The sequence below is a fragment of the Emticicia sp. C21 genome (assembly GCF_003418935.1).
In the GTDB taxonomy this organism is placed as follows: Bacteria; Bacteroidota; Bacteroidia; order Cytophagales; family Spirosomataceae; genus Emticicia.
In genome coordinates this window covers 14727-37197 of the sequence record NZ_QVMT01000019.1, presented here as the reverse complement: position 1 = coordinate 37197, position 22471 = coordinate 14727, and the positions used below count along the sequence as shown (strand labels likewise).

Genomic DNA, 22471 nt, shown 5'->3' with positions numbered 1-22471 from the left:
AAAAAAACCTTCTCCACTCTGTGAAGAAGGCCTAAGCTATGTTCGCGCGTCCTTCTTCACCTACTTGTTTAGCAGGAGAATAATTGGCACGATAATGACTTTATTTTGGCTCATGAATAAATTTCTCTATTTGCGAATATTCGCTAAATGCGAATCATTTCTATACAAATGTAAGCGAAACCATTTTTTAAAACCAAATTTTTTAGAATAAAATTTTGAAAATCATACTTTTTTGTACTTTTCTAAGGTTTCTTTGTGTTAATTCTAAGAATCTTCTATGCCCCTGTTATCTCTTCATAAGTGGCTTGTATGCTTCTCTGGATACCATCTCCCTGCATTTCTGTTACGCCAGGAATGGCTGCTATCTTTAGGATTTCATCTTTTGATTTACCCGCTTTTACCTCTGCCTCCACAAAATTCCATAGTTTAGAAAGGTAATCCTGAAACACCTTGATATCGTCTTTATTCCCTGTTATTTTCTCAGGGTCAAAGGCGTGACCGAATACAAATAGGGTCTGGTTATCGAAAGTTTTTAATGCTTTATCCAATACCGTAATCCAGTTTTTTACAGAAGCACCTGCCGAACGATCAACAAATGGATAGCGACGATTGAAAAGCAAATCACCCATATGCACGATATTGGCGTTTTCAAAATGGATTAAGCTATCGCCATTGGTATGGCCTGCACCAAAATAATGTGCCTTAATAGTCTCTTTACCAACCTTTTGCTTCCAGGTATCGGTAAAAGTCATGTCAGGGTACAGTTGTTTGTCTTCGGTTTTATTTTTTTCTGCAACTACCTTCTGGTTTTTCAATGAGTTTGCATGTGCAACTACCTGTTCTACAATGCCTTTAAAAGAGATATTACCGCCAGAGTGGTCGCCATGGTGGTGGGTATTGATGAGTAATTGAATAGGCTTATCAGACTTCTTTTTTAATTCGCCAATCAGGTGAGTAGATTGCTCAGGGAATTGTGAGTCTACTACAGCAATACCTGAAGGAGTAATTAAGTAGGCAATAGTACCGCCTCTTTCAGTAAAAACGCCCACGCCGCCACGCAAATCTTTCAATTTAAAAGGGTCTTGCGCAAATAGATTGGCCAATAATTCTTTGCTTGATAAAGTGAGGGCACCCAATGTTAAGCCCGTAGTGTGTACAAAATTTCTACGATTCATGTTTTTTGATGATTAAGTTTACAGGTTGCAATATTTATTTAGTGAATGGATGATTGAGCGGCCGTCGCACGGTGAATTAGTGATTAATGGATTTACCTGATTTGATGATTATTGTCTTTAACTTTGATTTAGCTGATTGATATGATTAAACTGATTTTGGTTTATTATTTTTGAGAAATTGAGATAATTGATTTGAAAACGTGAAATATGATTCGTCAATAATCATCAGCGAAATCATTAAATCAGCTAAATCAAAGTTTAAGACAATAATCACCCAATCGCTCATTCACTAAATCACTAAATAAGAAAAATCACTCAATGGCTATTGCCGCCTCCACCATATATCTCACGGAAACATCATTTGATACCAGGATTCTTACCAGATGATTTTCGCGCAAATGCATAGCTTTAATGATTTCTTTGACTGAAAGTCCTTTTTGATGCAGATTCCTTACATTGCCACCAAAGTCTTCAAAGTACTGCAATTTGGCTTGTAATTGCTGCTTCCCGTCCTTTAATCTGGGGTGATGCCCGCAAAAAAGCACATCAAAATCATATTGAAGCACCTTTTTAAAAGATTCTACCTGTTGCCAGAATTTCTCCCCTTTTCTGAATATCCTGATTCTTATGCCTACAAATAAATCGCCCGAAAAAAGCCAGCCTTTGTCTGGTTCTAAGAAAATGGTATGATCGTCAGCATGCCCGGGTGTATAAATGGGCAATAGTTTATGGTGTGGAGTCTCAATAATTACCGGAAAATCGTGTATCTGTTTGGTATAAGGCTTTACCTGTCCGAACAGTACCTTTTCATACAAATATAAATCAAAACCCTGCTTTACTTTCTCTTGTGTAAGCGGGTGAGCAAATACCTCAGCCTGATGCGCGTGCGCCAGACTGGTTACATTTCCGGAATGATCTTCATGGAAATGCGTCAGCAAAATCTTTTCAATGTTTTTGCCCTGAAAAGTGGCACTCACTTTTTCCTGGCAATGTGCCTGTGCGGTATCAATTAATACATTATCTACAATAAAACAGTACACATTAAACCAGGGCTTGCCGATAGGAGCATAACCAAATCGGAAGAGCTCTACATCGGCAAATTTCCTATATTTAAGATATTGCATTTTTCTAAGAAATAATCCCTTACGTATAGCTCTAAAGTAAGGTCTGCCTTATCACTTCACTATTTTATAAATTTCGTCGCCGATAGCTGTTCTGATATTTAAAGTACTGATTTTTACATTATCGCGGGTCGGATACACTCGGTTCGATAAGAATACATAAGCAAAGTTATACTTAGGGTCAACCCATACGAACGTACCTGTAAAACCTGAATGGCCATAGCTTTCAGGTGTAGCCAAGGTAGGGCCATTGGCTACTTTCGGATTGAAATCTATTTTATCAAAGGCGATGGCCCTGCGATTTTTCAGTTCAGGGAATTGATATTTGGTGCTTTCTTCAATCACCTCTGGTTTGACGAATTGTGTGCCACCATAGCTACCTTTTTGCAGGTACATCTGCATGAGTTTCATTAAGTCATTTGCATTCCCAAACAAACCTGCATGACCTGAAATACCATCCAACATACCAGCACCTTCGTCATGCACACGGCCATGAATCAAAGTTTTTCTGAATAAAGTATCTCTTTCTGTTGGTACTATCTGCGATTTAGGATAGAAGCGCAACGGATTATAAGTAAGCGAATTGGCGCCTAATTGTTTGTAGGTTTGTTTCAGATATTCTTCCCAAGGTACACCTGTGATGCGAGGCATAAAAGTAGGGTAGGTATAATAATGCAAATCGCTGTATACATAGCCTTGCTCAAGTTTTACAGGAGAATCTTCAATGGCCTGGAAAATCTTTTCCCTCCAATCTTTATGCAACCATAAGCTATCACTTACTTGGACAGGATATTCGGCTGATTGTTTATTAGAAAGTGTATTCTTCTTCAATACTAAGGTATTAGAAGAGAGAGTCTCTTTCCATAAATTTTTATCTTCTTTAATAGCTTTCATGAGCATAGCATTGTATTTCTTCTTACCCATCAAAAACTTCTTCTTATATTTTTGCGCATACTTCTCTTTAAACACTGGGCTATTTCTAACACTCTTCACCGAATCAATAGCGTCCATCCAGAAAGGGATCCAGGCCTTTAAGCCGGATTTATGCGTGAGCATATCTCGGAATCGTAAGTTAGCCTTGTTTGAATTATAAAACTCGACATAATAATCTTTAAACGTTTTGTCTAAATCAAACTTGCCAACGCTCATTAATTGCATAACAGCCAGTAAAGACGTACTTACTTTCGTTACCGAGGCTAAATCGTATAAGTCAGTGAGTTTTACCTTTCCGTTTGATATAGTATTCGTTGGAGCACTCAATACTAAGTTAGAGCTAGTATTTTTTACTTTCTCGTCCATTACATCATTCTTATTATCTGCGCGTAACACTAAATCATTAAGGTTATTTCCACCTGCTTTGGCTGCTTCATAGGTATGATACCCAAAGGCTTTATGATAAATCACACGACCCTCTTTGGCTACTTCCAATACCGCACCTGGATAGGCTTTTTCTCTCAGACCTAAATTCACTACCGAGTCCATTTTAGCATTAAAGACTTCGCTGTTCAAACCTACCATTTCGGGTACACCATAAGCCAGTCGGCCTATCGCCTTGGTTTGAATGCTCAGCTCTAAAGGATAACGCTCATTGACCGTAACAGGCAACTTGCCTACGAACGGAATAGCTCCGAAAATGGCCTGTGCCGAAGCATCTTCCATGTAATTGGTCAGTTGATAAGCCATCACAATCGCTTTCGCTTTTTCTAATTCTTCAAATTTATCCAGGGCATAAGGGTTGCCGAATAAAGTAACTACGGCTTTGCCAGTATTGGTGAATGCTTTTACTGCTTTTTTGTTGGCATCGGTCACTCCATATTTTGCTGCCGGACGAATATTATTCAGATGTACACCAACCACTATCAAATCATAATTCTTAGTTTGTTCCACCACTCTGTTAATAGTTGAATCAGCGGCATTCGCAGGAATCAGGAAATTATCAACAGCCGTATAATTCGCTGCCATTTTCTGGAAAACTGTTTGCTGGCTGGCATCTATGGATACTACGGCAATTTTTTTGGTTAGGTCTTTTACAGGTAGAATACCGTCCTCATTTTTCACCAAAGTAACAGAAGCCTCTGCAAACTGGCGGTTTAATACATCAGAATTAGTGGTATTCAAATCTTTAATCAGGTTTTCAATCTGAATCGGTTTGTAATGGTCAAGACCTACCCATGATTTTGCCATCAAGATTCTTTTCACTCTGAAATCAATCTCTTCCATTGAAATTTCCTTATTCTCAATCGCTTTTTTAATAGCGTCTATCGCAGCAGGTACATCTTCAAAAGTTTCCAGTACATCATTACCTGACAAAATGGCTTTCACATTGGCTTGGCCATTCGGGAAGTATTTTACTGCCCCCTGCATATCCATTGCATCGGTAAATACTAATCCTTTAAAACTCAAATCTTTGCGCAGTAAGTCTGTCACTATATTTTTTGATAGGGTAGAGGCTAAATTTTTGGTTGAGTCTAGTGCAGGAATACTTAAATGGGCGGTCATTATCCCACTCAAACCACTATTAATCAAAGTCTTGTACGGATATAACTCAATATCATTCAGACGTTTTTTATCGTGGGCAATTAGCGGTAAGTCGTAATGTGAGTCTACACCTGTATCACCATGACCCGGGAAGTGTTTGGCAGAAGTAAGAATGCGTTCGCTATTCATTCCCGTCATATAAGCTAAGGCTTTACCAGCTACATCATATTTATTTTCACCAAAAGAGCGGAAGTTGATAACCGGGTTATTCGGATTATTGTTGACATCTACCACAGGTGCATAATTAATATGCACACCCATTCTACGGCATTGGCGGCCAATTTCAATGCCCATTTCTCTGATGTCTGACTCTCTGCCACGCATAGCACCCAGAGTCATCTGATAAGGAAAACGCACAGTACTGTCCAGACGCATAGCTAAGCCCCATTCCAGATCCATACCTATCAGCATAGGTACTTTAGACATTTTTTGTAGCTCATTCACAATTCGGGCTTGTGTGGTTGGCTGGCCTGCAAAAAATACCAGCCCGCCCAGTTTATATTCTTGCACCCATTTTTTGAGCTTATCAAAATTATATCCTTGTCCCGAGGTATTCCCACGGGGCATCAATAGCTGACCAATTTTTTCTTCTAATGTAAGGGTATTGAAAACAGAATCTACCCAACGTTGGTTATAGTTAGTAAGAAAGTCTGGAGTTTTTTGTGCAAATGAGGATAAGGTGCTGATAAGTAAGAAAACGAGCAACAATACTTTTTTCATGAGTTTACAATTTTGTCAGAATAGAAGTCAAAATAAATCAAAAATTGCCAATAATCCTGCAAGGTTTTTGAAACCCGAGAAGATTTAATGGATTTGCCTGCCACAATGCCATACTGCCTGGCTTGGCATCAGGTTTGAGCTATAAAAAAAACGAATATTTTTTTTTATTATTAAAAACGTTTTGTACTTTCACTCTGACAATCTGGCAGATATATTTTAACTATTATCAGCCATTTGAAAGTATTCAGAGGGATTAGTTTTTTTATAATAATCAATATTTGCTGTATAGTAAAAGGTTTCTTTGTATAAAAGAAATCGTATAGACGAATCTAAATTTGTGGTACATGAATCGTGAACTAATCTCTAGCCTAGTAATGGCACGCCAAGACGTAGAAAACGTAGAAATGATTGAAATCGCTTCACCTGATGAAGTGATGGAAAATGAAAATAATTTGCCAACTGACCTGGCACTTCTTTCCTTAAGAAACACTGTTTTGTTCCCCGGTATTGTTATACCTGTTACGGTTACCCGAGCAAAATTCATCAAAATGGTTAAAAAGGCTTATCGTACCGATAAAACTATCGGTGTGGTAGCACAGATACGCCACACCCCTAATGAGCCGACTCCGGAAGATTTATATAAAGTGGGTACAATTGCCACTATTTTAAAAATGATTGTATTACCTGATGGTAACGTAACGGTTATTATTCAGGGGCGTCGTCGTTTTGAAATATTACAGTATAATCAGACAGAACCGCATTTAACTGCTTCGGTGAAATATATTCCTGATAATTTTCCGAGTGTTCGTAAGAAAGAAGTAAAGGCTTTGATTCAAAGTCTGAAAGAGGCTGCTTACAAGATTCTGAATCTGAACCCTGATATTCCGAAAGATGCGCAGATGGCTATCAGTAATATTGATAGTCCGAGCTTTCTGACACACTTCTTGTCTTCTAATCTGAACATTGAAATCAGCGAAAAACAATTGTTGTTAGAGACTTTTGATGGGAGTGAACAAGCACATAAATTGCTTGAACACATGATGAAAGAGATTCAGGTATTAGAAATCAAACGTGATATTCAAAGCAAAGCCAGCCTTGACATAGACCAGCAACAAAGAGAATACTATCTGCGTCAGCAAATAAAGGTATTACAGGAAGAACTGGGTCTTGAAACCCCAGACCAGGAAGTTGAAAAATTAAGAGCTAAAGGAGCGAAAAAGAAGTGGGGCAAAGAAGCCAATGAGCATTTTAATAAGGAATTGAACAAGATTCTTAGAATGAACTCAATGGCACCTGAGTATGGCGTTTCGCTTACCTATGCTGAAACCATGATAGAACTTCCGTGGAATGAATATACCAAGGATAATTTCGACCTGAAACGTGCGAAGAAAATATTAGATGCTGACCATTCAGGTCTGGATAAAGTAAAAGAGCGTATCATTGAGTATCTGGCCGTATTGAAATTGCGGAGTGATATGAAAGCGCCTATTCTATGTTTATATGGACCTCCGGGTGTAGGAAAAACCTCGTTAGGTAAATCTATTGCTAAATCATTGGGTCGTAATTATGTGCGTATGGCTTTAGGTGGCTTACATGATGAAGCTGAGATACGTGGACATAGAAAAACATATATCGGTGCTATGCCCGGAAAGGTGATTCAAAACCTGCAAAAAGCTAAGGCATCGAACCCTGTATTTGTACTAGATGAAATCGATAAAGTGTCACGTGATTTTCGTGGCGACCCTTCGTCTGCCTTGCTAGAGGTATTAGACCCTGAACAAAATTCATCATTTAAGGATAATTATTTGGAGGTTGATTATGACCTCTCTAAGATTTTGTTCATTGCAACAGCCAACTCCTTAGATACCATTCAGCCACCATTGCGAGACAGAATGGAAATTATTGAGATTTCGGGTTATACAGTAGAAGAGAAAATCGAAATTGCCAAGAAACACCTCGTACCTAAGCAATTGGAACAACATGGTATCAAGGTAAAAGATTTAAAAATAGATGATAAAGCTATTCAGAAAGTGGTTGAGGGATATACCAGAGAATCAGGTGTGAGACGTCTGGAACAACAGATAGGTACGCTGGTAAGAAAAATAGCTAAGGCTATTGCCATGCAGGAAGAGTATCCTAAACTAGTGAAAGCAGACCACGTAGAAAAAATGTTAGGTGCTCCCATATTTGATCATGATTTATATGAGGGTAACGAAACGGCTGGTGTAGTAACAGGTTTAGCCTGGACATCGGTAGGAGGAGACATTCTATTCATTGAATCAAGCCTAAGCCGCGGTAGGGGACAATTAACGCTCTCAGGACAATTAGGAGATGTGATGAAAGAATCGGCAGTAACTGCCTTATCTTATCTGAAATCTCATGCTGAGGAAATTGGGATAGACTATCGAATCTTCCAGAATTATGATTTGCACGTACACGTGCCGCAAGGGGCTGTTCCAAAAGATGGCCCATCTGCAGGTATCACCATGGTTACCTCAATGGCTTCTATTTTCACCCAAAGAAAACTGAAACCAAATCTGGCTATGACAGGTGAAATTACGCTAAGAGGCAAAGTATTACCAGTAGGTGGAATAAAGGAGAAAATTCTGGCTGCTAAGCGTGCAGGTATCAAAGAAATTGTGATATGCTATAAAAACCGTAAGGATGTTGAAGAAATAGGAGCAGCTTATACCGAGGGTTTGACTTTCCATTATGTAGATTATGTGCAGGAAGTATTAGATATAGCTTTACTGCCTGAAAAAGTAGAAAAAGCAATGAATTTCATATTCCCAGAAGAAAAGAAAGAAATTCAACCTGTTGAATTAGTATAGATATTTCAATTTTGTAATTAAACCGTTGAGAATATAATTTAGTGCGATAGCAGATGTGTTGGGCATCTGCTATTTTTTTATCCCAATAATGAATGCCAGAAGTAAAAAGTAGCGTATCCACGCCAACCAGACCAGTTAGCTGACATCTGGTGTAGCTCGGCAATGCTTGGCTTACCTGCCAGACCATATTGCGTTTTTACGGCATTGTGTAACCCCACATCTTCTACGGGAAAGGCATCATAACTTTTCAGACTCTTCATCATCGAGTAGTTGGCTGTCCAGTTACCTATGCCTTTAATAGCTACCAATTGTTTCTTGATTTCGTCATAGCTGAGCAAAGCCAGTTTTTGTTGCGACAAAATACCTTCTACAAATGCTTTGGAAATATTGATAATGTATTGTGCTTTCCCTCTGCTGAATTGATAGGGTTGAAAATCTTCAATCTGTAAACCTGCCAGGGTTTCCGGGGTTGGTAAAGCGTAGAAAGTTTCGCCCTGAAAGGTAAAGCTTTTGCCAAAGGTATGCACCAGGCGTTGTTTTAAGGAATAAGCAAAATTGAGGTTAATCTGCTGCCCGATAACCGACCATACCAGTGACTCAAAAAGATTTGGCATACCAACCATTCTAAGCCCATGATATTTCTGGCAAAGCTGGAATAAGATTAGGTCTTGTTGAGCTATATCATAAAATGCTTTCAAATCTGCTGTTAAATCAAACCAATCTTCAATATAAGTTCTGACTTTCTCTTGAATAACCTGCGATTGATTATCAGTATGAATAGTAGCTACTAGCCCATTATTAAACGAGATTGAGAATAAAACTAATTCGTTATCAATCTCTAAAACCTTAAATATGACATCGTCTATAATGCTATGCAGGCACTCTTTTTCATTACGCGATAAGAACTTAAGTAACTCTTTATAACTGAATTCCTCTGGGGTAGGTATATATATCATAGGTAAGTAAAAATTTCAAAAATCAGAATAAAATAAATACCCTAAAATAATATTTTGATGAATAGTTGAAAGAATAGATGATATGTCATAACTTAGTGATTTAAAGTGTTTTAAGTGCAGCACATAGTAAAATAAGCGGTTTCTTAGTACTGTAATTTCTTAGGCTATTATTTCCCACAGTATTTCTTCTGCGTATAGTTCAGGTGACTTGTTCTTAACGATGAATCCATTAGTGAATGTATTATTATTTTAATTCATTTATTTAACAACCTAATTTTAATGAAAAAGACAGGGTCTTTATTGATAAGCTTTTTAGTATTTGTTTTTTGCAGTCACGCACAACATAAAATTTATAAAGAAGTTAGCTTGGCAAAAAAACAATTGGCTCCATTAAAATCTTCTACACTTTTTTACTCTGCTGCGGCCTCTGTCAGACAAAATAGATTTGTAGCAAACAATTCGGCCATAGAGTTTTCAATAAATAAAACTGAATTAGCTAAACTATCACAAAAACAAGTTCCCTTTTTAAATCTGGTTATTCCTTCTTATATAGGAAATGCTTTTGAGTTAGAATTAATTCCCGTTAATATATATGGTCCACAGTTCAGATTACTCAATGCCGCAAATCAGGAGGTGCCCTTTATTAAATCTACACATTATAAGGGTATTATTAAAGGAGATCAGAATTCCTTAGTAGCTATAAGTATCAGTAAGGGAGAGATAAGTGGCTTTATTTCCAATAAAGACGGCAATTATGTTTTAGGTAAAGTTAAGAAATCGGAAAATTACATATTATATAACGACAAAGACCTGCTTCAAAACGCTAAGTATAAGTGTGGTGTCAGTGAAGAAAGTATCAGCCAGGTAGCTGATGTTAATAATTCTTGTAGTACCGCTCCTGTCTGTGAGGAGTTCGAAGCCTGTAATCCAGTACAAATTCATTTAGAAGCCGACTACCAGATATTTAAAGATCAGGATTCGAGCATGGTATCAGCAACTAATTTTGTCACACATTTATTTGCACAGGTAGTAGTTTTATATGATCGTGAATTGATAGCCGTGGAGATTTCGGAGCTTAAAGTATGGAATAGGCCTGAGCCTTTTATGACTCCATGGACTGCTACATTTCAACAAGTATATCATGCTTTTGGTCAATATTTAACTGACAGTTTAGGGGGGAATTTTAATGGGCAAATTGCCCACTTATTGTCAGGTAAGCCTTTAGGTGGGGGTATGGGAGGAATAGATGTATTATGCAGTAAAGGATGGTCTATAACTACAGAAGTAGGAAATACAGTAGTAGAATTACCAGATTATTCAAGACCTGTCAAAGTGATTACACATGAAATAGGGCACAATCTGGGTTCAAGGCACACGAATAGTTGCTATTGGCCTTGTGGTGCACTTGATAATTGCTGGACAATTGAGCGCGGACCCACCGGCGGGACTTGTGGTTTAAGCCCATTTCCTGAAGTCAGAGGCACTATCATGAGTTATTGCGATATAGGAGGAGCCAGTATTAATCTGTATAATGGTTTTGGAATCTTGCCTGGTAATATGATAAGAAAAAGGGTACAGGCTTGTTTGGGTAATACAAGGCCTACAGTCAATCTTACGGCTATTAATGTATATAGAAATACAGCACATCTTTTATGGGAGCATCCGGTAGGAGAGGGTGATTATACAGTCGAGTATAAGCCTGCTTCATCTAATACATGGATAAGTAAAACAACGACCGAGGAAGGGCTTATAATTACAGGACTCCAGGCAAATACTGCATATAACTGGCGTGTAAAGGTTGACTGCTCTGTTTTTACCACTTCTACTTTTACAACCAATAACCAACCTCCGGTTGAATATTGCAAGGTAAATTATACTTATCCATGTGAAACCTGGCATATAAAAATTCAGACAGTTAGTTTTAATAACGTTTTTTTTACATTGATGTCAGAGTGCCCACCCTCGGGAGGACAAAAATTTTATTTTAAACCAATTCGTAATTTTAGTAAGGGACAGCTACAAAATTTTACTATTCATCCTGGTCATGGAGGAGATCCTAATATCAGTGTCTCTATCTGGATAGATTTTAATAAGAATGGTATTTTTGAAACGCAGGATAGAGTTTTTATGACACCGACTTTAGTGCCTGGAGCGCCAATTTCCGGGTCATTTATAATACCTGATACAGTTGTTACTCAGTCATATACCCGTATGAGAGTAATTTTGACCAGGGACGAAATGGCATCAGCTTCCTGTGGTACTTACGTTGCAGGCGAAACAGAAGATTATATGATTAATATAACTGGTAATTGCCAGCAAACGCTAAACCTTACTCACCCATTTAATGATATTGTAGCCGGCGAACAGTTGATACAAATATTTGCAACAGGAGGCAGTATCAATGCTGCCAATCATATAGAGGGTACAGGAACAACGGCTAGCTATCAATCAGGTATTATTAATCTGATACCCGGATTTAAAGCTGAGAAGGGTACAATATTTAAAGCAGAGACAGGTGGTTGTAATTAATATTCAGGGGTTACCTGATTATTAATACACAGTACCACTTCTACCTATTGCTTAAATGGATTATTGTTATTATTGAGCATTGATTGAATGTATTAATTCATTTATTAACAACCTATTATTATGAAAAAAACAGGATATTTACTGATAGGTTTTTTATTACTTGTTTTTTGCAGCCATGCACAACATAAAATATATGAAGAGGTTAACGATGCAAAAAAACAATCAACTCTATTAAAATCTTCGAAACTTTTTTATTCGCCTAAATCATCTCTTCGAAGAACCAGTTTGGGTTTGGCTGCCAACAGTTCAGCCATAGAGTTTTCAGTAAATAAAACTGAATTAGCCAGATTAGCACAAAAACAAGTTCCGTTTCTGAATCTGGCTGTTCCCTCTTCTAACGGAAGAGCTTTTGAACTAGAATTAATTCCGATTAATATATACGGTCCGAAGTTTCGATTACTCAATGCTGCCAATAAAGAAGTGCCTTTTGTTAAATCTACTCATTATAAGGGTATTATTAAAGGTGACCCGAATTCTCTGGTAGCCATTAGCATCAGCGATGGAGAAGTAAGTGGCTTTATCTCCAATAAAGATGGCAATCATGTTTTAGGTAAAATCAGAAAATCTGAAAATTATATATTGTACAATGATAAAGACCTGCTAAACAAGAAGCCTTTGGATTGTGGGGTAAGTGAAGAAAAAATCAGACAAGTGGCCGATGCGGGTTCCTGTAGTACTGCTCCTGTCCGCGATAGTGCGCAAGCCTGTAATCCGGTACTGATTCATCTGGAAGCCGACTACCAGATATTTAAAGACCAGGATTCGAGTATGGTGACAGCCACTAATTTTGTCACTCATTTATTTGCGCAAGTGATAGTCTTATATGACCGGGAATGGATAGATATGCAGATTTCTGAACTCAAAATCTGGGATAAGGATGAGCCTTTTATGTCACCCTATACAGTTAACTTTTACCAACTTTACCATGCCTTTGGCGCTTATTTAACTGATACTTTAGGTGGAAATTTTAATGGGCATATCGCTCACTTATTGTCAAGCAAACCTTTTGGAGGGGGCATGGGTGCAATCGATGTATTGTGTAGTAAAGGTTGGTCAGTAGCTACGGGTGTAGGTGATACAGTAGTAGAAGTACCTACGTATTCCAGGGCCGTTAAGGTGATTGCTCATGAGCTAGGGCATAATTTAGGTTCCCCACACACAAATAGTTGTCTATGGCCTTGTGGTGCTCTTGATAATTGCTGGACAGTTGAGAGTGGGCCACAAAACGGAGGGTCTTGTGGTTTGAACCCATTTCCAGAATTGGGGGGAACTATCATGAGTTATTGTGATATAGGAGGCGGTAGTTTTAATTTGTATAATGGTTTTGGGGTCTTGCCCGGTAATCTGATAAGAAGAAAGGTACAGGCTTGCATGGGTAATACAAAACCTGTTGTTGATCTGACGGCTATTAATATATATAGAAATACTGCACATCTTTTATGGGCTCATCCGGTTGGTGAGGGTGATTATGTGGTTGAGTACAAACCCACTTCGTCAAGTACCTGGATAACTAAAACGACTAAAAAAGAGGGCCTTATTATCACAGGCCTTATAGCAAATACTTCATACGATTGGCGCGTAAAGGTCGATTGCTCAGTTTTTACTAATTCCAACTTTACTACAAATAATCAACCACCAGTTGAGTATTGTAAGACAACTTATACTTATCCTTGTGAAAACTGGCCAATTAAGATGATTGCTGTTGAATTTAATAATGTTTTCTTTAGTCTGGACTATCAATGTCTTCCAGCAGGACAACAAGTATTTAATTTTACACCTATCCGTACTTTTACTAAAGGGCAAGTACAAAATTTTGTTATTCATCCCGGTAGTGTAGGAGGGCCTTTTGTGCATGCATCTATCTGGATAGATTTTAATAAAAATGGAATTTTTGAAACGACAGACAGAGTCTTTATTACGCAGGATTCAACGAATGATGCCCCAATCTCAGGCTCATTTACTATTCCTGATACAGTTGTTGCACAGAAATATACCCGTATGAGGATAATGCTTACTATGGATGACAAACCTTTAGCTCCTTGTGGAAACTATGTATCAGGCGAAACAGAAGATTACTTAATAAACATTGAAGGTAATTGTCCGACAATTCTTTCTCTTTATAATCCTGTAAATAATATTGTTGCTGGTGGGCAGACTATACAGGCATTAGCTGTAGGAGGAACAATAAATGCTAAGAACCAAATTGATGGGACAGGTACAATGGCAACTTATCAATCAGCAGCTATCAATTTATCACCAGGCTTTAAGGCAGAAAAAGGAACAATATTTAAAGCCGAAACGGGGGGGTGTAATTAGTTAGTGATTGAGCGGCCGCCGCTGCAGTGAATTAGCGAATAATTAACTTGTTCTGTAGTTAACAGGGATTAAAGTTTATCGACTTTAGTTTGTTTGATAATGCCGTTACCTTTAAAAATGAAGCCTACTTCTTTCAATTCGCCCAAGGGTTTGGTATAAGTGGTTTTAAATATTTCTTTGCCGTTCAACTCAATGCTTATCGCTTGATTTTTATTGGTAACCCTGACATTCTGCCAGGTATATATTTGTGTGCCAAAGGTGGTTAAATCCATATTTTTACCATCGAACTTTCTTTCGGCGATACTCATTTTAATTTCGCTTTCGCAGCCTTTTGCTCCGAGATTAATATACATATACTCATGTTTGCCTTTGATAAGTAAGGCTGCTGCAGGGCAAACAATGCCTGTTGAATCCATTTTAATATCAGAAGAGAATTCAAAGTTATTGCCATCAATTTCAAAATCCCTGCTATTATGAAAAGTAAGCATAAAGGGTTCTGTTACCTCAATTTTATTGTTGATTAAAACCTCTTTCCCCACACCAACAATACCACCTGGGAGCCATTCTTGTGTTGGGAGTATTTTATTCTCAATCGTATTCTGATGTGCGGCAACTACCCAATCGTTAGTTTTAATATGCACCGGAATTTCTCTGATGGTAGAATCATCTGCTATTAACTTTGCCATATAATAACCCGGTAGATAATAAATATCTGTTAATTGATGGTTACTCTTATCTACCTCAACTCTCCGTCTTCTATCCCATGATTGTTGAATATAGAATTTTCTGGCATCTACCGAATCTACATTATAAGTAAAAACTACTGTATTGGGTACTGAATTATTAACCGATGTTTTGGCTGAAAACTGAATGGCAGAAAGATTAGCCTGTTTTTTTAGAAGTCTGTCTTTAAAAGCAAAGAATCCAACAGATAAAATTAATGCCACTCCTGCTATTATCCATGCATAGGTAAAATTCTGCTTTAGCTTTCCAATGAATTGACTGGAATCATTATGATTGTTTTTGGCTGGATGAACCGAATTTTTTTCATCGACTAATCTTGTAGATTCTAATTTTAAAGATAGCCAATCTTTGTTATGAGCAATCTGGCTAAGGGCGTCTAAAGTAGCGATATGAGGCAGCCGGTTATACTCATTACGCCAGATGCGCTTAATTGTAGTAAGACTGATCTTTACGCCTGATTTCTCCTCAATAAAAAATATCAGAAACTCATAGTCTTTCTGTGTCCAGTTTTCAACCCGGCCAAGTCCTGCTTTTTGTGCTACTTCCTTTTTTAGCGTTTCTAAGAGTTCTTCATCTAATGCGTTTATATCGCTCATATCCAGGCTTTTATCAAAATAATCGTAAAACAGTTGTAAAACAATTCAATATTGTAACCATAATTTTTAGCGAAGCCTATCATCTTGCAGCATAAAAATTATTACTCAAAATTTAATCAATTTATTATGAAAATGCGCAAAATCAAATCATTTATTATCAGCTCGCTAACCCTTTTTTCTTTTAACCTCGTAGCACAAAATACCCTCAAAGACTGGCAGGCTTTTTCTGAAAACAATGAACCTGTTACTTTGACAGAACAAACATACAAAGAAAAAGTCTGTGTAAAATTGGACGGTAAAAAAGAGGCAATAGTTATCAATAAAAATAAAAACTATCAGGATTTCAGAATCGAGTTTGATGTAGCTGCAAAAGTGATGGCAGGGGTTGGCTTTCATGTAAAAAACGAACAAAACTACCAGTTTTTGTATTTCAGACCTGGCTATGGTGGTACACAAGAAGCCATTCAGTATATTCCTATCTATAATGGTGGCCTAAGCTGGGTATTGTATCATTACCCAATTCATGAAGCTAAGACGGATATTGCGGCAATGGAATGGTTTCATGCCGCTATTGAAGTCAGAAATAAAATCATGCGTGTATTTGTGAACAATAAAAAAGAAGCAGATATGACGCTGACGCTTCTGGACACTGATACTGATAGTGGTAATATTTTATTGAGAAGTATGTTTGGCGAAGCCTACTTTGCTAATGTGTACATTCAGGAAATTCCGAAGGCATTAACTGACTGGAGTATCTCTGAGCAATTGCCGCGTGATAAAACATATGAGTATCCAGATGTGAAAAAGATGAAAACCTGGAATAAAATCAACCAGAAAAATGATGAGATGGTGAATCTGAAACGCTATTTCGAATATCCTAACGGAACAGTCTTTGCTAAAAGAACTGTTAATGCAGAAGCAGATAAACCGCAATTATTATATTTCGATTTTACAGGTAAACTACAGATTTTTCTGAATGGAAAAGAAGTCTTTAATTATGCCAAGTACAAATTGGATCGACTGAATAATTATGAAAACTGTATTGTGCTGGATATGAAAAAAGGAGAAAATGAACTTACGTTTATTATTGAGGGGGATGCCTTTGTATTCGGGAAAGGANACCCTTATTACATTTTATATTGGGTACATTTAAAGTTTATTTTCAACGAGTAACTGTAAGTATATTTATTTATATTTGACTGCAAAATATCCCCTAACTTACAGTTCTCAATAATGAATACTATTCGTTTACTATTACCTGTTCTTCTATTCACTACACTTACTTCGATAGCTCAGAGAAACAATCAAACTAATCTGCCTGTTAATGGAAACAATCCAATAGAGTGTGGTACATCTGTACCTTCTCAGAAAGTTGTTGAGCAACATGAAAAGTTAATGAAACAGTTGGCCCAGAGGGGTACAAATCTGGCTTCTCCGGTGGTTATTCCTATCAAAGCTCATATTGTTAGGAAGAGTGATGGCTCCGGAGGGATTTCCATTGATTCAATTGCTTCGGCTATTGCTGTTATGAATACCAAATATGCCAGTATCAATATGAGTTTCTCGTTATGCAGTAATGTGCATTATATTGATAGTGATGAGCTATATACCCTCAATGTAGATTATGAGAACAATAAATTGGTACAGAATAATGTAAACGATGCACTTAATATATATTTTGTCGGTTCACTTGTTACAAATTCCGCAACATTAAGTGGTATTGCGGCATTCCCAAGCGCTGATAAAGCTGAGAACCGTATTATTATGTCGAATGATGCGACCAATAGCAAAGGTGCATTGTCGCACGAAATGGGACATTACTGGAATCTCTTTCACACGCACGAGAATTTTCTGGGAAAAGAATTAGTGAATGGTAGTAACTGTGAAATAGCCGGTGACTTCGTTTGTGATACACCTGCTGATCCAAAAGGAAGTTATAATTCCAATACCTGCACCTATACTGGTCATGCGGTTGATGCGAATGGGCAAAGTTATAATCCTATGGTAAATAACCTGATGTCTTATTACTTGCTTTGTCATGATATTTTCACAGCAGAGCAGTATACACGAATAGAGGAGGGATATGCATTGAGAACCAGCTATATGAATAGCTTTACTTATACAATGACTTGTAGTGGCGTTACCGCTTTAGCCCCAACTAATCTTAATCTTTCGCGGGTTGGCTGTAGTATAAATATTAACTGGACAGACAATGCGAATAACGATATGGGTTATATCATTGAATCTTCTTTAAGCCCGACAGGACCTTTTGTAGCTGTCGGTAGTGTGGCAAAAAATGTTACATTTTTCAGTGATACTCAAAATTTAATCCCTGGCTCTACTTATTATTATCGTGTAGTTGCAGCCAATTCAAATGCCAGTTATAGCGGTATATCCCAGATAGTATTCAACTCTGGTGCTGATTGTTATTGTACTCCACCTCCCATGAGATGTGAAGATGGAGACTCCCTTACAAATTTCACCCTCAAAAAAGGAGCAATGGTACTTTTGAATCGTACCCCATCATGTAAATCAGGAGGCTATTCTTTAGATAATTCTACTGTAATTGAGCTTGCGACGGGTCATACATACAGCCTATCAATGGCCAATAGCAGTAGCTACCCGGAAGGCGCAAGCGTTTGGATTGACTTTAATAGAAACGGTAACTTTGATAATAATGAAGTGGTATTTACAAAAACTTATGCAAACTGGACCAATGTTTCAAGCGATTTTACTGTCCCGCTTAATGCAAGCAAAGGTTCATCAAGAATGAGATTTCGGATAGCCTATGATAGCACACCCACCGATCCCTGTGACTTAACAGAAAATTCTCAAGGATATGGAGAAACAGGGGATTATTTAATCAACATTACCTGCGATAGTATTGCATCGGTAACAGATGTTAAACGCTGTGGTAGTGGCAGCGTTACATTAAATGCAACGGGCTGCACAAACAGTAGTATTGGGTGGTATATCAATGCCGTTGGTGGCAACGCTTTTACTACTGGGGGTACATTTACTACTCCAGGCCTTTCGGTGCCTGTTACTTATTATGTAGCTTGTGCCGCAGGAGCTTGTTCGGTTGATAGAACACCTGTATTGGCCAATATAGTAGCGACAGGAAGCTTGAGTTTTGGTAATATCTCACAATCGGCGGGTATCTACAGCACGTCACAAACTATTATGAGTGCAGCCAACGTAGCAATTGGCACTAGTTATTATGCAGGTAAGTCGATTATACTTACCCCCGGTTTTCAGGCCGGAGTGAATGAAGTTTTTACTGCTGGTATTCAGAATGTTTCCTGTCCGTAAATCACCATAATATATAAAAGCAAATAAGGCGAATCTCCAGATTCGCCTCATTTGCTTTTATATTCCTGCTGCTAATTATCAAGGTTTTTTAAATACTTTCTCATCAACAGGGCCATTAATTTTGATTTTGCTGGTAAGGAAGGCTAAGTTACCCATCTGGTTAGAAAGATCCATAGCATAGGCAAATTTAATGCCGTCTACATCTTTGTAATCAGAGAAATTGATTTCAACGTCTTGTCCGTTCGCAGATGCTTTTGTCTTCGTTAACAAATAAGTAGTAGCATCAATATATTGGTCTGATACCTCGCCACCCGCAGTTGTCACTTTCAAGTGATAAGTATCTTTTTTATCAACTTTTTCTTTACCTATCAACTCCACTTTGTTGCCTTTTTCTTTGTAGTTGAAAAGTGGGCCGAATGGATCAAGCTGGCTTTTTAATTGTTTCAATTGGTCGGCAGGCATATTTTCAGGTTCACCTGTACCACCCATCATCGTCGGGCGAATCATCCAGGCATTAGTACCATCATAAGCTTGTACCATTGAGTTACCCATTACTGTTGATTCTGAACGTACAGCCTTATTAACAACTAAGGTACTTACGGTCGGAATATCCATGCCTTGTACCGACAGCGAGCGTTCCGCAACAATTGTGTTTACAGATTTTAGTTTATCGGCCCCGCCTAAAGCTGCAATGTGTTTGTCAACAATTTCGTCTACAGTCTGAGCAAAACTACTAACCGAGATAAATGCCGCTACTGCGGTAGCAAAAAGTTTGTTCGTTTTCATTTGAGATTGAATTAAAGTTTATTCTAAGTTTATTAAGGTTCTTTTTTAATACCCTATCGCTGAGGGTATCAACGATAGAGATAAGATTTTAGTATTATCTTGGTGTACCACCACCTTGTTGTCCGCCGCCTTGTTGACCACCACCTTGACCATCACTCTTCACGTCATCGTTGTTTACTGAGCGGGCTTTTTTCTTAGGAGCGTCAACTGTCATTTTACCGATTTTATAGCTAAATGTCAAACGAACACCTCTATTGTACATGTATACATTGCTTACCTGATTAAACTGAGCCGATTTCAATTCTGAACTGATATTGAATCGTTTGTTGAAGAAGTTTTCTCCGGCAAGGCCTATGCTACCCTTTTTGTTTTTAAAGTCTTTCTTAATACCCACAGTATAGAAGGCAAATCCACCCTGGTTACCTTGTAATTGAACCTGATTTCCTTGCATGAAACCAAAGGCTTGTGCACCCCAACCATTTTTAAATGTTGCCTGCGAAAACAAACCACCGCTTACAGTAAAGCCAGAGTTGGTAAGGTCTTGCGTTAAATTATCCACACCAATTACTTGTCCTGTTAAGGTATTGTGGATGATGTTAGCAAATATACCCACATTCATCTTCGAGGTAACTGCAATGTTAGCAAAAATATTAGTACCATAAGCATGTTGTTTACCAATGTTTTTATAAGTGGTAATAATCGCACCTTCTAAAGTATCAGACGGAATACGTACTTGCGAGATAGCGTTGTTTGTGATACGTCCGAAGAATGAGGCATTGATAAACGTTTTCTTGATGTTTTTGCTCAATGTCAATTCAAAGTTATCAGTAATCTCAGGTTTCAGAGACGGGTCACCTACAGTGATATTCTGAGGGTTGGCAGAGTTGAAGTTTGGGTTCAACTGTTGCAAGCCAGGACGTTGAATACGTTTGTTATAAGCTAATTTGAAAGTAGTACCTTTAATGGTTTTTGAAGCATTGATACTTGGTACTAACACCCCATAATCACCTACACCAATCGGGCCGCCTTCTTTTGTGCTGGCATCAATAAATGTATGCTCATAACGTAAGCCTCCTTTTAACGTATAGCGTTTTTTGGTAGTATAGGTATAAGAGCTATAAGCCGCTGCGATGTTCTGATGATAAGTCAATTCTCCTTGTGGTTGATTGATTTCAGTCGAGAAATTACCGGTTGGGCCTGCAAACAAGAATTTGTAATCACTGGTTACCTCACGTAAGATACCTTTTGCACCAAATTCTAACATCTGGTTTTTCTTGATCGGTGTCTGATAATCACTTTGCACAGTAAACTCCTGATTAAGATTGCTATTCAAGTTACGTTGACGACTCAATGGGTCACCAGCAGGATTTAACAAGTTTGCATCAAAGTTATTGGTCAGGTCATTACGGCTATATAAGGTTGAGATGCTCCATTCTTGTTGAGGTTTTTTGAATGTATGCAAATAATCCAGATTCACATCAACTGTTCCCGATAAGTTCTTAGCATCTACATCTCTTCTCGAACTGGCATCAGAATTGAGAATACCATTATTATAGATATTCGTAGTAAAGTCTTGTTGGGTAGTAAAGTTACGTACACCGTAACGTACACCTGCTGTTAAGCTTTGATTTTTAGCTAAATCGTAGTCAAAACCTAAGTTATATTGTCCGAATAAACCCTCGCTAGAGCCATCACCTGCTTGTTTTGTCAAAGTAGAAACACCATTAACAATACTTGTCTGGTCTAGTGTAGTCTTGGTAATAGTATTGTAAATACCACGGCCGAAACCACCTAAGGTTACACCACCTTTACCTTTTCTATAGCTGCCATTCAATCCTAACATCGAACCCCTATTACCAATACCACCGTCAATATTCAGACTCAAGCCTTGTAAGTTGTTCTTTTTAGTAATAATATTGATAATACCACCTGAACCTTCAGCATCATATTTAGCCGATGGGCTGGTAATTACCTCAACAGTCTTAATCTGGTCGGCAGGAATTTGTTTCAAGGCATCAGCTACACTGCTGGCAATGATGGTACTTGGTTTGTTATTGATTAAAACCTTAATATTCTGACTACCTCTTAATGATACGTTACCATCAAGGTCAACAGTCAATAAAGGCACTTTGCGCAATACATCTGCGGCATCGCCACCTTTGGCTGTAATATCTTTTTCAGCGTTATATACCAGACGGTCAACTTTCTCTTCAATCAAAGCCGCTTGTCCGGTTACAGTTACCTCGTTCAGCATTTTAGCACTGCTCGTGATAACCACATTACCTAAGTCTAATTCCTGACCTTTGGCAAGTGTAACATCAATGGTTTTAGTATTATATCCGATGAAAGTAACCTGTAGTTTGAATGTACCTGCGGCTACTTTGCTCATGGTAAATTTACCTTTTTCGTCAGCCATTGTTCCGTCAATTGGCTTGCTTGTGGTTTTATCAAGCAAAGCTACCCCTGCAAATTCAACAGTTTTGCTGGTTGTTGAGTCAACAATCGTTCCTGTAATTTTACTATTTCCTTTCGGAGTCTGGTCGCCTGCTGTGCCCGGTAATGCTTTTTGAGTAGAGCTACCGCCACCCATAGGGAACTGCGCCATAGCGGGCGCTAATGAAGTAAAAATAGAAGCAAATAAAATAATAATTAGTGTACCTTTTTTCATGATTTAGTTTTTAACGATACAAATTTGCGTTAGAAAGCTAAATCCTGAAATCGAAAAAGGATAAGTGTAAGATTTAGGCTGATGAACATAGCATATTTCCCGATGAATGTTTTATAGGT

Annotated in this window: 11 protein-coding genes and 1 pseudogene; 5 read left to right on the top strand and 7 right to left on the bottom strand. The window is 38.0% G+C overall.

Annotated features, from left to right (window positions below):
• Positions 1-275: 275 nt before the first annotated feature.
• The 3 genes from D0T08_RS25850 to D0T08_RS25840 all read right to left on the bottom strand — a co-directional run bounded on the left by D0T08_RS25850 (position 276) and on the right by D0T08_RS25840 (position 5554).
• Complete coding sequence (locus D0T08_RS25850; RefSeq protein WP_116985656.1) at positions 276-1175, bottom strand: MBL fold metallo-hydrolase; 900 nt, start codon at positions 1173-1175, stop codon at positions 276-278.
• Between the two features lie 311 nt (positions 1176-1486).
• Complete coding sequence (locus D0T08_RS25845) at positions 1487-2299, bottom strand: MBL fold metallo-hydrolase (RefSeq protein ID WP_116985655.1); 813 nt, start codon at positions 2297-2299, stop codon at positions 1487-1489.
• Positions 2300-2350: 51 nt separating this feature from the next.
• Positions 2351-5554 carry a glycoside hydrolase family 3 N-terminal domain-containing protein gene (locus D0T08_RS25840; RefSeq protein ID WP_116985654.1) on the bottom strand — a complete coding sequence of 1068 codons (3204 nt, stop codon included), beginning with the start codon at positions 5552-5554 and terminating at the stop codon, positions 2351-2353.
• A 374-nt stretch (positions 5555-5928) separates the two neighbouring features.
• On the opposite strand from D0T08_RS25840, the gene lon reads away from it, so the two are divergent.
• On the top strand, positions 5929-8385 hold the full coding sequence (lon, locus tag D0T08_RS25835) for an endopeptidase La (protein ID WP_229239058.1): 2457 nt from the start codon (positions 5929-5931) through the stop codon (positions 8383-8385).
• Positions 8386-8462: 77 nt separating this feature from the next.
• Here lon and D0T08_RS25830 read toward each other — a convergent pair whose 3' ends face one another.
• Positions 8463-9341, bottom strand: a complete 879-nt coding sequence (locus D0T08_RS25830) for a DNA-3-methyladenine glycosylase (RefSeq protein WP_116985652.1) — start codon at positions 9339-9341, stop codon at positions 8463-8465.
• 279 nt (positions 9342-9620) lie between these two features.
• On the opposite strand from D0T08_RS25830, the gene D0T08_RS25825 reads away from it, so the two are divergent.
• Together D0T08_RS25825 and D0T08_RS25820 are read left to right on the top strand one after the other, a co-directional pair.
• The gene (locus D0T08_RS25825; RefSeq protein WP_116985651.1) at positions 9621-11870 is read left to right on the top strand and encodes a GEVED domain-containing protein; all 2250 of its coding nucleotides are present in this window, start codon (positions 9621-9623) and stop codon (positions 11868-11870) included.
• A 120-nt stretch (positions 11871-11990) separates the two neighbouring features.
• Complete coding sequence (locus D0T08_RS25820) at positions 11991-14246, top strand: GEVED domain-containing protein (protein WP_116985650.1); 2256 nt, start codon at positions 11991-11993, stop codon at positions 14244-14246.
• Between the two features lie 68 nt (positions 14247-14314).
• Here D0T08_RS25820 and D0T08_RS25815 read toward each other — a convergent pair whose 3' ends face one another.
• Complete coding sequence (locus D0T08_RS25815; protein ID WP_116985649.1) at positions 14315-15586, bottom strand: hypothetical protein; 1272 nt, start codon at positions 15584-15586, stop codon at positions 14315-14317.
• A 126-nt stretch (positions 15587-15712) separates the two neighbouring features.
• On the opposite strand from D0T08_RS25815, the pseudogene D0T08_RS28285 reads away from it, so the two are divergent.
• Both D0T08_RS28285 and D0T08_RS25805 read left to right on the top strand, forming a co-directional pair.
• A pseudogene (locus D0T08_RS28285) lies at positions 15713-16705 on the top strand (family 16 glycoside hydrolase); the annotation flags it as partial.
• 114 nt (positions 16706-16819) lie between these two features.
• A complete protein-coding gene (locus D0T08_RS25805) occupies positions 16820-18898 on the top strand; it encodes a GEVED domain-containing protein (RefSeq protein WP_116985647.1) in 2079 nt (692 codons plus the stop codon).
• Between the two features lie 78 nt (positions 18899-18976).
• Here the strand turns inward: D0T08_RS25805 and D0T08_RS25800 are convergent, their stop codons facing one another.
• Both D0T08_RS25800 and D0T08_RS25795 read right to left on the bottom strand, forming a co-directional pair.
• Complete coding sequence (locus tag D0T08_RS25800; RefSeq protein WP_116985646.1) at positions 18977-19684, bottom strand: outer membrane lipoprotein-sorting protein; 708 nt, start codon at positions 19682-19684, stop codon at positions 18977-18979.
• 94 nt (positions 19685-19778) lie between these two features.
• Entirely contained in the window at positions 19779-22352 is a 2574-nt protein-coding gene (locus D0T08_RS25795; protein ID WP_116985645.1) for a TonB-dependent receptor domain-containing protein, read from the bottom strand.
• Positions 22353-22471 lie beyond the last annotated feature (119 nt).

Excerpts from the sequence above, each read along its gene's own strand:
- D0T08_RS25850 (WP_116985656.1), bottom strand. The coding sequence starts at position 1,175 with ATGAATCGTAGAAATTTTGTACACACTACGGGCTTAACATTGGGTGCC.
- D0T08_RS25845 (WP_116985655.1), bottom strand. The coding sequence starts at position 2,299 with ATGCAATATCTTAAATATAGGAAATTTGCCGATGTAGAGCTCTTCCGA.
- D0T08_RS25840 (WP_116985654.1), bottom strand. The coding sequence starts at position 5,554 with ATGAAAAAAGTATTGTTGCTCGTTTTCTTACTTATCAGCACCTTATCC.
- lon (WP_229239058.1), top strand. The coding sequence starts at position 5,929 with ATGGCACGCCAAGACGTAGAAAACGTAGAAATGATTGAAATCGCTTCA.
- D0T08_RS25830 (WP_116985652.1), bottom strand. The coding sequence starts at position 9,341 with ATGATATATATACCTACCCCAGAGGAATTCAGTTATAAAGAGTTACTT.
- D0T08_RS25825 (WP_116985651.1), top strand. The coding sequence starts at position 9,621 with ATGAAAAAGACAGGGTCTTTATTGATAAGCTTTTTAGTATTTGTTTTT.
- D0T08_RS25820 (WP_116985650.1), top strand. The coding sequence starts at position 11,991 with ATGAAAAAAACAGGATATTTACTGATAGGTTTTTTATTACTTGTTTTT.
- D0T08_RS25815 (WP_116985649.1), bottom strand. The coding sequence starts at position 15,586 with ATGAGCGATATAAACGCATTAGATGAAGAACTCTTAGAAACGCTAAAA.
- D0T08_RS25805 (WP_116985647.1), top strand. The coding sequence starts at position 16,820 with ATGAATACTATTCGTTTACTATTACCTGTTCTTCTATTCACTACACTT.
- D0T08_RS25800 (WP_116985646.1), bottom strand. The coding sequence starts at position 19,684 with ATGAAAACGAACAAACTTTTTGCTACCGCAGTAGCGGCATTTATCTCG.
- D0T08_RS25795 (WP_116985645.1), bottom strand. The coding sequence starts at position 22,352 with ATGAAAAAAGGTACACTAATTATTATTTTATTTGCTTCTATTTTTACT.